Source organism: Leifsonia sp. KNZ12-8B (assembly GCF_056755495.1).
Map to the genome: position 1 here is coordinate 1 of NZ_JBPGXM010000013.1, position 12,359 is coordinate 12,359.

General features: G+C 71.4%; 14 protein-coding genes. 11 read left to right on the forward strand and 3 right to left on the reverse strand.

Annotated features, from left to right (window positions below; all coding sequences use genetic code 11):
- Positions 1-80 precede the first annotated feature (80 nt).
- Positions 81-389 carry a helix-turn-helix domain-containing protein gene (locus ACR9ZG_RS03520; RefSeq protein ID WP_481283439.1) on the reverse strand — a complete coding sequence of 103 codons (309 nt, stop codon included), beginning with the start codon at positions 387-389 and terminating at the stop codon, positions 81-83.
- A gap of 95 nt (positions 390-484) precedes the next feature.
- Positions 485-1,453, reverse strand: coding sequence for a type I pantothenate kinase (gene coaA / locus ACR9ZG_RS03525; protein ID WP_481283440.1), 969 nt, complete (start codon positions 1,451-1,453; stop codon positions 485-487).
- Between the two features lie 42 nt (positions 1,454-1,495).
- Between coaA and glmS the strand changes: the two genes are divergently transcribed.
- The 8 genes from glmS to ACR9ZG_RS03565 all read left to right on the forward strand — a co-directional run bounded on the left by glmS (position 1,496) and on the right by ACR9ZG_RS03565 (position 8,330).
- On the forward strand, positions 1,496-3,346 hold the full coding sequence (gene glmS / locus ACR9ZG_RS03530; protein ID WP_481283441.1) for a glutamine--fructose-6-phosphate transaminase (isomerizing): 1,851 nt from the start codon (positions 1,496-1,498) through the stop codon (positions 3,344-3,346).
- A gap of 4 nt (positions 3,347-3,350) precedes the next feature.
- On the forward strand, positions 3,351-3,707 hold the full coding sequence (locus ACR9ZG_RS03535) for a holo-ACP synthase (RefSeq protein WP_481283442.1): 357 nt from the start codon (positions 3,351-3,353) through the stop codon (positions 3,705-3,707).
- Positions 3,704-4,822 carry an alanine racemase gene (gene alr / locus ACR9ZG_RS03540; RefSeq protein ID WP_481283443.1) on the forward strand — a complete coding sequence of 373 codons (1,119 nt, stop codon included), beginning with the start codon at positions 3,704-3,706 and terminating at the stop codon, positions 4,820-4,822. The genes ACR9ZG_RS03535 and alr overlap by 4 nt, the downstream gene beginning before the upstream one ends.
- 44 nt (positions 4,823-4,866) lie before the next feature.
- Positions 4,867-5,391 carry a tRNA (adenosine(37)-N6)-threonylcarbamoyltransferase complex ATPase subunit type 1 TsaE gene (gene tsaE, locus ACR9ZG_RS03545; protein WP_481283482.1) on the forward strand — a complete coding sequence of 175 codons (525 nt, stop codon included), beginning with the start codon at positions 4,867-4,869 and terminating at the stop codon, positions 5,389-5,391.
- Positions 5,392-5,416: 25 nt separating this feature from the next.
- The gene (tsaB, locus tag ACR9ZG_RS03550; protein ID WP_481283444.1) at positions 5,417-6,037 is read left to right on the forward strand and encodes a tRNA (adenosine(37)-N6)-threonylcarbamoyltransferase complex dimerization subunit type 1 TsaB; all 621 of its coding nucleotides are present in this window, start codon (positions 5,417-5,419) and stop codon (positions 6,035-6,037) included.
- Complete coding sequence (gene rimI / locus ACR9ZG_RS03555) at positions 6,034-6,519, forward strand: ribosomal protein S18-alanine N-acetyltransferase (RefSeq protein ID WP_481283445.1); 486 nt, start codon at positions 6,034-6,036, stop codon at positions 6,517-6,519. The genes tsaB and rimI overlap by 4 nt, the downstream gene beginning before the upstream one ends.
- The gene (tsaD, locus tag ACR9ZG_RS03560; protein WP_481283446.1) at positions 6,516-7,583 is read left to right on the forward strand and encodes a tRNA (adenosine(37)-N6)-threonylcarbamoyltransferase complex transferase subunit TsaD; all 1,068 of its coding nucleotides are present in this window, start codon (positions 6,516-6,518) and stop codon (positions 7,581-7,583) included. The genes rimI and tsaD overlap by 4 nt, the downstream gene beginning before the upstream one ends.
- A gap of 117 nt (positions 7,584-7,700) precedes the next feature.
- A complete protein-coding gene (locus tag ACR9ZG_RS03565) occupies positions 7,701-8,330 on the forward strand; it encodes a DUF4190 domain-containing protein (RefSeq protein WP_481283447.1) in 630 nt (209 codons plus the stop codon).
- Between the two features lie 21 nt (positions 8,331-8,351).
- Here ACR9ZG_RS03565 and ACR9ZG_RS03570 read toward each other — a convergent pair whose 3' ends face one another.
- Positions 8,352-9,539: a THUMP-like domain-containing protein gene (locus ACR9ZG_RS03570; protein ID WP_481283448.1), complete on the reverse strand. Its 1,188-nt coding sequence runs from the start codon at positions 9,537-9,539 to the stop codon at positions 8,352-8,354.
- 137 nt (positions 9,540-9,676) lie between these two features.
- Here ACR9ZG_RS03570 and groES point away from each other — a divergent pair, with 137 nt between their 5' ends.
- From groES to ACR9ZG_RS03585, 3 genes are all read left to right on the forward strand, one after another.
- Entirely contained in the window at positions 9,677-9,973 is a 297-nt protein-coding gene (gene groES / locus ACR9ZG_RS03575) for a co-chaperone GroES (protein ID WP_301212289.1), read from the forward strand.
- Positions 9,974-10,107: 134 nt separating this feature from the next.
- The gene (gene rarD / locus ACR9ZG_RS03580) at positions 10,108-11,067 is read left to right on the forward strand and encodes an EamA family transporter RarD (RefSeq protein ID WP_481283449.1); all 960 of its coding nucleotides are present in this window, start codon (positions 10,108-10,110) and stop codon (positions 11,065-11,067) included.
- Positions 11,068-11,286: 219 nt separating this feature from the next.
- A complete protein-coding gene (locus ACR9ZG_RS03585) occupies positions 11,287-12,330 on the forward strand; it encodes a Fic family protein (RefSeq protein ID WP_481283450.1) in 1,044 nt (347 codons plus the stop codon).
- Positions 12,331-12,359: the final 29 nt, after the last annotated feature.

The following is a 12,359-nucleotide window of genomic DNA, read 5'->3' on the forward strand; positions in this document are numbered from 1 at the left end:
CCCGCGACCACATAAAAAAGGCCCCCGAGCGCCATGACCCACCAATTTTTCCGTGGGCTCGGCGGCTAGGCGACGCGCGTTCAGCGGCGCTCTTCGGCGCGACGGGCCGCGAGGAAGTCCGCGACCGAGTAGGCGCGGGAGCGCTCCGGCAGCATCCCCTGCCCGTAGAGGCCAGCGAGGAGCTCGCCCGGGTCCGTGTCGAGCGCCGTCGCGAGCCGCACGATCGTGTGCAGCTCCGAGTTCGCCTCGCCGCGCTCCACGCGTCCGTAGTTGGTCACGTGCATGTCGGCCAGCCCGGCGATCTGCTCCTGGCTCATGCCGAGCGCGATGCGTGCATCCCGCACCCGCCGGCCGAAGACCTCGGCGGCGCGCGAGCGGGGAGACGACATACCTCATGACTACGCGACGGGCGCAGGGATGACCAGAGCACCAGGGCATGAATGCTTCATGCCTGTGGCTCTTATGCCACATCGGATCCGGAGCGTCAGAGCTTGCGCAGCAGCACCGAGCTGACCGTGTGGTCCGCATCCTTGCGGAGGACCAGCCGCGCCCGCGACCGCGTCGGCCGGATGTTCTGCACCAGGTTGGGCTCGTTGATGCTCGACCAGATGGAGGCGGCACGCGCCCGCGCCTCCTCCTCCGTGAGATCGGCGTAGCGGTGGAAGTACGACTTCGGGTTGGCGAATGCGCCGCGCTGCAGCTTGAGGAATCGCTCCTCGTACCAGCGCGCGATGTCGCGGGTGCGCGCATCCACGTAGACGCTGAAGTCGAACAGGTCGCTGACCGCCAGCCGGTTGCCGCCGCCGGCGGGCTGCAGGACGTTGAGGCCCTCCACGATGAGCACGTCGGGGCGCCGGACCAGGATCTCGGCGTCGGGCACGATGTCGTAGCTGAGGTGCGAGTAGAAGGGCGCGCGCACCTCCGCCGCACCGCTCTTGACCGCGGTCACGAACCGCAGCAGCGAGCGGCGGTCGTACGACTCGGGGAAGCCCTTGCGCTCCATGATGCCCCGGCGCTGGAGCTCGGCGTTCGGCAGCAGGAACCCGTCGGTGGTGATGAGCTCGACCCGCGGGGTGTCGTCCCAGCGCGAGAGCAGCTCGCGCAGGAGGCGCGCGATCGTCGACTTGCCGACGGCGACCGACCCGGCGACGCCGATGACGAAGGGCGTGCGCTCGGCCCGCTCGCCGAGGAAGTCGCTCGTGACCCGATGCAGCTGCCGGGTGCCTCCGACGTAGAGGTTGAGCAGCCGGCTGAGCGGCAGGTACACCTCCGCCACCTCGCGCATGTCGAGCGGGTCGCCGAGGCCGCGCAGTTGCACGATCTCGGTCTCCTGGAGGGGGAGGCGCGTGTTCTGCGCCAGCTCGGCCCAATCGGCCCTGCCGAGCTCGACGAAGGGGGTGCTGGAGTCGCCGCCGCCTGTGGATCCGCCGCGCGCGGCGCCGTTCTCAGCCATAGGCGACAAGTCTAGGGTGTGCCCTCGGTTAGACTCGGGTCCATGTGTGGAATCGTGGGATACGTCGGTACCGACAAGAGCCTCGAGGTCCTCCTGGGCGGTCTGAAGCGCCTGGAGTACCGCGGGTACGACTCCGCCGGCATCGCCGTGATCGCCCCCGACGGCTCGCTCGGCACCGCCAAGAAGGCGGGCAAGCTGTCGGTGCTCTCCGAGGATCTGAAGGAGCACCCGATCCCGAACGGCGCCACCGGCATCGGTCACACCCGCTGGGCGACGCACGGCGGTCCGACCGACCGCAACGCGCACCCGCACCTGGGCGACGACGGCAAGCTGGCGGTCATCCACAACGGCATCATCGAGAACTTCGCGACCCTGAAGGGCGAGCTGCTCGACGAGGGCTTCACCTTCGAGTCCGAGACCGACACCGAGGTCGCCGCCGTGCTCCTCGGCCGCGAGTACCGCGCGACGGGCGACCTGCAGGAGGCGTTCCGCCGCACCGTGTCCCGCCTGGAGGGCGCCTTCACGCTGCTGGCGCTGCACAAGGACCAGCCGCACGTCGTGGTCGGCGCCCGCCGCAACTCCCCGCTCGTCATCGGACTGGGCGAGGGCGAGAACTTCCTGGGCTCCGACGTGGCCGCGTTCGTGGAGCACACCCGCCGCGCGATGGCGATCGGGCAGGACCAGATCGTCACGATCACCCCCGAGTCCGTCATCGTCACCGACTTCGCGGGCGCGCCCGTCGAGGTGGAGCCGTTCGAGGTCGCGTGGGACGCCTCCGCCGCCGAGAAGGGCGGCTGGTCCTCCTTCATGGCGAAGGAGATCGCCGAAGAGCCGGACGCGGTCGCCAACACCCTGCGCGGCCGCCTGGTCGACGGCACGGTGCACATCCCCGAGCTCGACGCGCTCGGCGACGACTACTTCATCGGCATCGACCGCATCACGATCATCGCGTGCGGCACCGCCTCCTACGCCGGCCTGGTCGGCAGCTACGCGATCGAGAAGTGGGCGCGCGTGCCCGTCACGGTCGAGCTGAGCCACGAGTTCCGCTACCGGGAGCCGGTGCTCACCGACCGCACGCTTGTCATCTCGATCAGCCAGTCCGGCGAGACCATGGACACGCTGATGGCGGTCAAGTACGCCCGCGAGGCCGGCGCCAAGGCGATCTCGGTGTGTAACACCCAGGGCGCGACCATCCCGCGCGAGTCCGACGCCGCGCTGTACACCCACGCCGGCCCGGAGGTCGCGGTCGCGTCGACCAAGGCGTTCGTGGCGCAGATCACCGCGCTCTACCTGTTCGGCCTGCACCTCGGCCGCGTCCGCGGCACCCTGTCCGAGACCGCACAGCGCGACGCGATCGAGGAGCTGCAGGAGGTCCCGGCCAAGATCGCGACCGTGCTGGAGGCGCACGACACCATCGCGCAGCTGGCGCGCTGGATGTCGGACACCCGCTCGGTGCTGTTCCTCGGCCGTCACGTCGGCTACCCGATCGCCCTGGAGGGTGCGCTGAAGCTCAAGGAACTCGCGTACATCCACGCCGAGGGCTTCGCCGCCGGCGAGCTGAAGCACGGCCCGATCGCGCTGATCGAGCCCGGTCAGCCGGTCTTCGTCGTCGTGCCGAGCCCGCGCTGGTCGGACGAGCTGCACAAGAAGGTGGTCTCGAACATCCAGGAGATCCGCGCGCGCGGCGCCCGCGTCATCGCGATCGCCGAGGCCGGGGACGCCGCCGTGCTGCCGTTCGCCGACGAGGTCATCCGCATCCCGCTGGCCGCGCCGCTGTTCGAGCCGCTGCTCGCGGTCGTGCCGCTGCAGATCTTCGCCATGGAGCTCTCGGCGGCCAAGGGCCTGGACGTGGACCAGCCGCGCAACCTGGCCAAGTCCGTCACGGTGGAGTGACGCCGTGATCGCCGGGATCGGGGTCGACGTGGTCGACCTCACTCGGTTCGAGCGGTCGCTGCGGCGCACGCCGAGGCTGCGCGAGCGGCTGTTCACCGAGGCCGAGCGCCGGCTGCCGGTGCACTCGCTGGCGGCGCGCTTCGCGGCCAAGGAGGCGCTGATCAAGGCGCTGGGCGGCTCCGAGGGCGTGCGCTGGCACGACATGGAGATCGTTCCCGACGAGGAGAGGAACCCGGGTTTCGTGCTGCACAACGTGGTCGAGCGCCAGGTGCGCGAGCGCGGCATCGCGCACATCCACGTCTCGATGTCGCACGACGCCGGGGTCGCGGTCGCCTACGTGGTGACGGAGCGCGAGCCGTGACCGGCCGCTTCCGCGAGATCCTCGTCGACCTCGACGCCGTCCGCGACAACGTCGCCCGGCTGCGGGAGGTCGTCGGCACCCCGCACGTGATGGCCGTCGTGAAGGCGGACGCGTACGGCCACGGCGCCGTCGAATGCGCACGCGCCGCCCTGGCCGGCGGTGCGGACTGGCTCGGCGTCGCCGACCTCTCGGAGGGGCTGCAGCTGCGCGCCGCGGGCATCGACGCGCCGATCCTGGCGTGGCTGCACGACCCGGCGGAGGACTTCGCCGAGGCGGTGGCCGAGCGCATCGACCTGGGCCTCTCGTCGCTCGCGCAGCTGGAGGCGGCCGCTGCCGCCCGGCTCGACGAGCCCGTCGCGGTGCAGCTCAAGCTCGAGACCGGCCTCAGCCGCAACGGCATCCCCGAGGAGCAGTGGGAGGCGGTGTTCGCGCGGGCGGCCGAGCTCGAGCAGAGCGGGCACATCGTGCTGCGCGGGCTGTTCAGCCATCTCTCCAACGCCTCCCCGGAGGAAGACCTGGCGGCCGTCGCGGTGTTCTCCCGCGGGCTGCAGCGCGCGGACGCCGCCGGGCTCCACCCGCAGCTGCGGCACATCGCCGCGAGCGCGGCGGCCCTCAGCCTCCCCGAGGCGCGGTTCGACCTCGTCCGGCTGGGCATCGCCGTGTACGGGCTGTCGCCGTTCGGCGCCGACTCCGCGCGCGAGCTCGGCCTGCGGCCGGCGATGACGCTCCGCGGCCGCGTCGCCGCGGTCCGCCGGGTGCCGGCGGGCAAGGGCGTCTCCTACGACTACACGTACCGCACGGAGCGCGAGACCACGCTCGCGCTGGTGCCGCTCGGGTACGCCGAGGGCATCCCGCGGCACGCCTCCAACCGCGCCCCCGTGTCGATCGGCGGCCGGACGTTCCGGATCGCGGGCCGGGTCGCGATGGACCAGTTCGTCGTCGACGTCGGCGACCTCGACGTGTCGGTCGGCGACGAGGTCGTGCTGTTCGGCGACCCCGCGACCGGTGTTCCCGGCGCCGACGACTGGGCTGCCGCGGCCGACACGATCAACTACGAGATCGTCACGAGGCTCGGCGGGAGGCTGAAGCACAGCTACGTCGGAGGCGCGCGGTGACCCTCCACCCGCCGGTGCAGCGAACGGTCGCGACCAGCGACGACATGTACGCGCTCGGTCTCGAACTGGCGCAGGTGCTGCGCGCGGGCGACCTCGTCGTGCTCACCGGACCGCTCGGCGCCGGCAAGACGACGCTGACCCGCGGCATCGGCGAGGGGCTGAAGGTGCGCGGCCCCGTGCAGAGCCCGACCTTCGTGCTCGCCCGCACGCACCCGAGCCTGGTCGGCGGGGCGCCCCTCGTGCATGTGGACGCCTACCGGCTCGCGAGCGCGCTCGAGCTCGACGATCTCGACATCGACTTCGCGAACGCCGTCGTCGTGGTCGAGTGGGGGAGCGGGATGCTCGACGGCGTCGCCGAGTCGTGGCTCGACGTCGTGATCGAGCGGCCCACCGGGGCCGACGAGTCGGGCGACCGCGACAGCGACGACCTGGACAGCGACGACCTGGAGAGCGACGGCCTGGACGGCGACGAGCCGCGTCACGTCACCGTCACCGGCCACGGCCCGCGCTGGACGCAGGCCGTGCCGGCCGCGACCTCCGCACCGGACGCCCCCGTCGATCCCGCGTAGCCCGCATCCCGCCTAGGCTGGAGTCATGCTCCTCGCCATCGACACCTCCGCCGGCACGAGCACGGCCGTCGTCGACCGCGACGGCGGCGTCCTGGCCGAGCGCATCGAGACCGACAGCATGCGGCACGCCGAGGTCGTCGGCGCGCTGATCCGCGCGGTGCTGGAGGAGTCCGGCGTCGCGGTGTCCGCGCTGTCGGGCGTCGTCGCCGGGATGGGTCCCGGCCCGTTCACCGGGCTGCGCGTCGGGATCGCCGCGGCCAAGGCGTTCGCGTTCGGCGCGGGCAAGCCGCTGGTCCCCGTCGTCAGCCACGACGCCGTCGCGTACGAGCGCTACGCCGACGGCCACGTGGGTTCACTGCTGATCGTCACCGACGCCCGCCGACGCGAGCGGTACTGGACCGCCTACAGCGGCGCCGACGAACTCGGGCTGCCGGTGCGGCTCGACGGCCCGGGCCTCGCCAGACCCGACGACCTCCCGCATCCCGACGTCGAGCGCGTCGAGGCATGGGCGGTCCCCGCCGGCCGGCTCGGCATGCTCGCCGAGCTGCGCTACGCCAACGGGCTGCCGTTCGACGCCGACGAGCCGCTCTACCTGCGCTCGCCCGACGTGACCCTGTCCGCCGGACCGAAGCGGGTCTCCGCGTGACCGCCTGGCAGCTGCGCCGTGCCACCGAGGACGACGTGCCCGCGATCATGGAGCTCGAGCGGTCGACCTTCGTCAGCGACGCCTGGTCGGAGCGGTCGATGCGGACGGAGGTGACCGGGCAGCACGGTTACTACCTCGTCGCCTTCGAGCCGGAGCATCCAGAACGGATCGACGGCTATGCGGGGCTGCTCGCGCCGCGCGGCTCCGGTGAGGGCGACATCCAGACCATCGCGGTCGCGCCGCACGCCCGCCGGCACGGGCTCGGCCGGGCGCTCATGCTCGCCCTGATCGGCGAGGCCCGCTCACGCGGCGCCCGCGAGGTGTTCCTCGAGGTCCGGGCCGACAACCCGGGGGCGCAGACGCTGTACCGCGCCCTCGGCTTCGAGGAGATCGGGGTGCGACCCCGGTACTACCAGCCGGACGGCGTCGACGCGATCGTGATGCGCCTGACCGTCCCGACCCCCGAAACGACACTGGCATGAACACGAAACAGCCCCTGGTGCTGGGCATCGAGACCTCCTGCGACGAGACCGGGGTGGGGATCGTGCGCGGCACGACCCTCCTCGCGAACACGATCGCCTCCTCGATGGAGGAGCACGCCCGGTACGGCGGTGTCGTGCCGGAGGTCGCCGCCCGCGCCCACCTGGAGGCGCTCACCCCGACCCTGACGACCGCGGTCGCCGACGCGGGCATCGAGCTCGCCGACGTCGACGCCATCGCCGTCACCAGCGGTCCCGGGCTCTCCGGCGCGCTCATGGTCGGCATCGGGGCCGCGAAGGCGCTCGCCGTCTCGCTCGGCAAGCCGCTCTACGCCGTGAACCACCTGGTCGGGCATGTGGGCGCCGACCTGCTCGATGCGGCCGGAGGGCCGGGGCACCCGGTCGAGCTGCCGACGATCGCGCTCCTCGTCTCGGGCGGGCACACCTCCCTGCTGCTCGTCCGCGACCTCGTGTCTGATGTGGAGCTGCTGGGCGAGACGATCGACGACGCGGCCGGCGAGGCCTTCGACAAGGTGGCGCGCGTGCTCGGACTCCCGTACCCGGGCGGGCCGCAGATCGACCGGGTGGCCACCGACGGCGACCCCACCGCGATCCGCTTCCCGCGCGGTCTGACGAAGCCGAAGGATCTGGAGCGGCACCGCTACGACTTCTCGTTCTCGGGGCTCAAGACCGCTGTCGCGCGCTGGGTCGAGCAGCGCCAGGACGCGGGCGAGGAGGTGCCGGTCGCCGATGTCGCCGCGTCCTTCCGCGAGGCCGTGGTCGACGTGCTCATCGGCAAGGCCATCGCCGCCTGCCGCGAGCACGGCGTCCCCCGGCTGCTGCTCGGCGGGGGCGTCGTCGCGAACGCCCGGGTGCGCGAGGTCGCGACGCAGCGGGCGCGGGAGGCCGGGGTCGCCCTCCGCATCCCCGCGCTCTCGCTGTGCACCGACAACGGCGCCATGATCGCTGCCCTCGGTGCGCAGCTGATCATGGCCGGGCACGCACCGAGCGGACTCGACTTCGCTGCGGATTCGACCCTCCCGGTCACGGAGATCCAGGTCCCCTGACCACGCAACGACACGCGCGTTGACACTCTCCGGCGGCGCTGGGAGCATAAGTATGATCAGCGTTTTCTCAGGAAGGAATTCCTCGGACGACGCGCCGCCACGAAGGAGATGGGAACAATGACCGACCCGAACGCACCCGCCGGCCCGACGGATCCCGACGCCCCGAACGGCGCGGTCCCGCCCGCCGCGGGCTCGGAGCCCACCGGCGCACCCGTGCCGCCTCCCGCTCCCGACGCCGGCGCCGTCCCGCCCGTGCCGCCTCCCGCGCCCGGCGCCGCCGGCCCCGGATACGGCCAGCAGCCGCCCGCGCCGGGCTACGGTCAGCCGCAGCAGCCGTACGGGCAGCAGCCATACGGCCAGCAGCAGCCATACGGCCAGCCGCAGCAGCCGTACGGCCAGCAGCAGCCGTACGGCCAGCAGCCATACGGCCAGCCGCAGCAGCCGTACGGCCAGCCGGCGCCCGGCTACACCCAGCCGTACGCGCCGGCCACGAAGTCGCCGATCCTCAGCATCCTGTCGCTCGTCGGCGGCATCATCGGCATCGTCCTCAACATCGCCTGGGGCATCGGCTTCGTGTTCGGCGTCGCCGCGATCATCCTCGGCTTCATCGGCCGCACCAAGGAGCCGCAGGCCCGCGGCTTCTGGCTGACCGGCATCATCCTCGGCTTCGTCAGCGTGGCCATCGCGATCATCTTCTGGATCTTCGCGGCCATCCTGTTCGCCAGCCTGTCGACGTACAACTACTGAGCCGTCGCCGGCCGGGGCGGCTCAGAGCCGCTCGGCCAGCAGCGCGGTGTGCCGTCCGGCGACCCTGGTCAGCACCAGGGCCGCCGATCGGTCGCCGCTGAGCGCGAGACGCTTGCGCAGCGCTGCGGGGTCCACATCCACGCCGCGCTTCTTGATCTCGAGCGTGCCGATGCCGCGCTCGCGCAGCGCCCGCCTGAGGTCGCGCTCGGCGAAGGGCAGCGTCTCCAGCACGCGGAAACCCGCCGCGAACGGCGTCTCCACCGCCTCGTCGGACGTGATGTACGCGATGCCGTCGGCGAGCATCCTGCCGTCGATCCTGCGGGCGAGGTCGCCGATGAGCCGGGCGCGGATGACCGCGCCGTCCGGCTCGTAGAGGTACTCGCCGAGCGGTCCGGTCTCGGCGTCCTCGCTGTCGGACTCGGCGACCAGCTCGTGACCGGCGTCGCCGCGCACGATGAGGGCGGCCCGGTGGATGCCGGGCCTGGCCAGCACGCCGAACCACAGGCCCAGCTCCACGACCTGCCCGTCGACCGAGATCCACTGGGCCTCCGCCGTCGACGGGATGAGGTCGCGGTCGAAACCCGGGCCGAGCTTGAGCCCGACGGAGCGGCCCGTCGCCAGCTCGTACGCGAAGCCGAGCGACGGCGTGTAGTCGTCGGGGTCGGTCAGCCGCTCCGTCTGGGTGTGGCCCGCGGTGCGGCGGGCCGGGTCGAGGAAGACGCCGTCGATGTCGCGCAGATCGACGTCCTCCGCGCGCCGGTGCTCGACCGTCGCCGTCGGGAAGGGCGCCAGGTTGAAGGCGGCGATCGCGGCCGTGACCTCGTCCGCCTCCACCGCCGTCACCTCCAGCTCGAGCGCGGCCAGGGCGAGCGCGTCGCCGCCGATGCCGCAGCCGAGGTCGGCGACCCGGCGCAGCCCGGCGGTGCGGAAGCGCCCCGCGTGACGGGCGGCGACGGCGAGCCGGGTCGCCTGCTCCAGCCCGGCCTCTGTGAACAGCATGCGCGACGCGAAGTCGCCGAACTTGGCGACCGCCTTGCGCCGCAGCTTGGCCTGGGTGAGGACGGCGGCCACCAGGCCGGGGGAGTGGCCCTGCTTGCGGAGGTCGGAGACCATTCGCAGCACGTCCTTCTCGGTCTCGTACGGCGGCAGCGAGTCGAGCAGGCGCAGCCCTTCCGTGCTCAGCAGCTCGACGAGTTCCGACCGTTCCATGCCCTCAAACTACCGCTTGGCACTCACGTTGCGAGACTGCTAAAGCACCCCCTAGACTCGTGTTAGCACTCTCGGTGTGAGTTTGCTAACTCCAGTCTTCTGTCAAGACAGTGTTCGTCACATGAAAGGGGTCAACCGTGTCGGTCTCCATCAAGCCGCTCGAGGATCGCATCGTCATCAAGCAGGTCGAGGCTGAGCAGACCACCGCCTCGGGTCTGGTCATCCCCGACACCGCCAAGGAGAAGCCGCAGGAGGGCGAGGTCGTGGCCGTGGGCCCCGGCCGCATTGACGACAACGGCAACCGCGTCCCGCTCGACGTGGCCGTCGGCGACAAGGTCCTCTACTCGAAGTACGGCGGAACCGAGGTCAAGTTCGGCGGCGAGGAGTTCCTCGTCCTCTCGGCCCGCGACGTGCTCGCGGTCGTCGTCCGCTGACGAACCCGCTCTGACGAAGGCCCGGATGCTCGCGCGTCCGGGCCTTCGCCGTTCCCGGGTCGGCTCCGGACGGGTCCGTGATGTCCCCGGTCCGGAGTAATCTCGTGCGAGTGCCACAGCCAGACCCATCCGCGGTGACCCGCGCAGCTGCTCCCGCTCCCGCCTCCCTCGACCAGCACCGCGGTGCCGGCCTCGCGTACGCGATCTCCGCCTATGTGCTGTGGGGGATCCTCCCCATCTACTTCCTGTCGCTCGTGCCCGCGAGCGCGTGGGAGATCGTCGGCTGGCGTGTGCTGTTCTCGCTCGTCTTCTGCGCGATCGCGCTGACGGTGACGCGGTCCTGGAGCCGGTTCGGCGCGCTGCTGCGCAACCGGCGCATCCTCTTCACGATGGGGCTCGCCGGGGTCTTCATCTACATCAACTGGCAGACCTACGTGCTGGCCACGGTGAGCGGTCATGTCGTGGAGGCGGCGCTCGGCTACTTCATCAACCCGATCGTCACCGTCTTCCTCGGCGTCGTCGTGCAGCGCGAGAGGCTGCGGGTCGCACAGTGGGTGGCGGTCGGCGTCAGCATCGTGGCGGTGATCGTGCTGGCGGTCGGGTACGGGTCGTTCCCGTGGATCGCCCTGGTGCTCGCGTTCTCGTTCGGCTTCTACGGCCTGATCAAGAAGCGTGTGGGGCCGACGGTCGACGCCGTGTCCGGCCTCACCCTCGAGACGCTGTGGCTCACGCCGGTCGCCATCGTGCAGCTCATCGTGGTCGCGGCGACGGCCGGGCTGACCTTCGGCACGGTGAGCGCGTGGCACACCGTCGCGATGGTCGGCGCCGGCGTCATCACGGCCGTCCCGCTGCTGTTCTTCGCCGCGGCCTCCCGCCGGCTCCCGCTCGTGTACATGGGCTTCATCCAGTACTTCGCGCCGTTCATCCAGTTCCTGGTGGGCGTGTTCCTGCTGCACGAGGCGATGCCGCCCGAGCGATGGGTCGGTTTCAGCATCGTCTGGCTCGCCCTGCTCATCCTGAGCGTCGACATGATCGTCGCGGCGCGCCAGGGGCGGAGGAAGACGGTGGAGCTGGACGTCGCTGCGGTGGACTGACCCCCGGAGTGCATAATGAACTGGTTGCGGATTTATGAGTTGACCGACTAGTCCATAAAACGGGAGGGCGGCGTTATGACCTCTACAGGCTGGCCGTCGCTGACATGGGAGGACAAGCGCTGGACTCCCAGCACGGTCTGGGGGGCCGACGCTCAACGCGCGTCGCACCCGACCGTCTACAGGGCGGCGATCCCTCCGCGCATCGCGGAGAGGACCCCGGTGGTCGAGCCGGCCGTCGCAGCCGAGGCCGAAGCTGCCGCCAGGGAGCTCAGTCGACTCGACGCGGAGCTCGGCGCGCGCGTCATCTCCTTCGCCCCGGTGCTGCTGCGCTCCGAAGCGGCGTCCTCCTCGCAGATCGAGAATCTGACTGCGTCGGCGCGCGCGATCTTCAGTGCGGAGCTCGGTGCGAGAACCGGCAGGAATGCGGAGCAGATCGCGGCGAACACGCGGGCTCTCCAGGCCGCGATCGGCCTGTCGGAGGAGATCTCGGCGGAGGCCATCGCCTCCATGCACAAGGTCCTGATGGCTCACCAGCCGCATCACACCCCGGGCGAATGGCGCGAGGAGGCCGTGTGGATCGGCACCCGCTCCGACAGCCCGGCAGGCGCCGAGTTCGTCGCGCCGAGTCACGAGCGGGTGCCAGAGCTCATCGACGATCTCGTGGCGTTCGCCGATCGGCCGGAGGTCTCCTCGTTGGTCGCCGTCGCCATCGCGCACGCGCAGTTCGAGACGATCCATCCGTTCACGGACGGAAACGGCCGCGCCGGCAGGGCGTTGGCACAGGCGATGCTGCGCCACCGCGGAGTCACGCGGAGTGTCGCCGTTCCGGTATCCGCCGGCTTGCTCGCCGACGTCGAGGGATACCATGCCGCGCTCACGGCCTACCGGAACGGCCGGCTCGAACCCATCGTGCAGGCGTTCGCGGACGCGTCCATGCGCGCCGTGGGGAATGCTCGCCGGCTGGTGGGCGAGATCGACGACATCCGCGCCGCATGGGACTCCCGGCTGCGCGTTCGGCGCGACAGCCATGCGTGGAGAGTGCTCGACATCCTCATCCGCCGACCGGTTCTCGACTCCGCCACAGCCGCGCGTGAACTGGGGGTAAGGCAGCCCAATGTGTATCCGGCCATGCGGGCGCTGGTGGACGCCGGCATCGTCAAGTCGAAGGCCGAGCACAACCTGGGGCCGTTCTGGCGCAGCGACGAGATCCTCGCGGCCGTCGATCGATTCGCCCGCCGGGCCGGTCGTCGTGAGTCGCGGTGACGGTGCTCGAAGCGGCGGTGCCAGCCCCT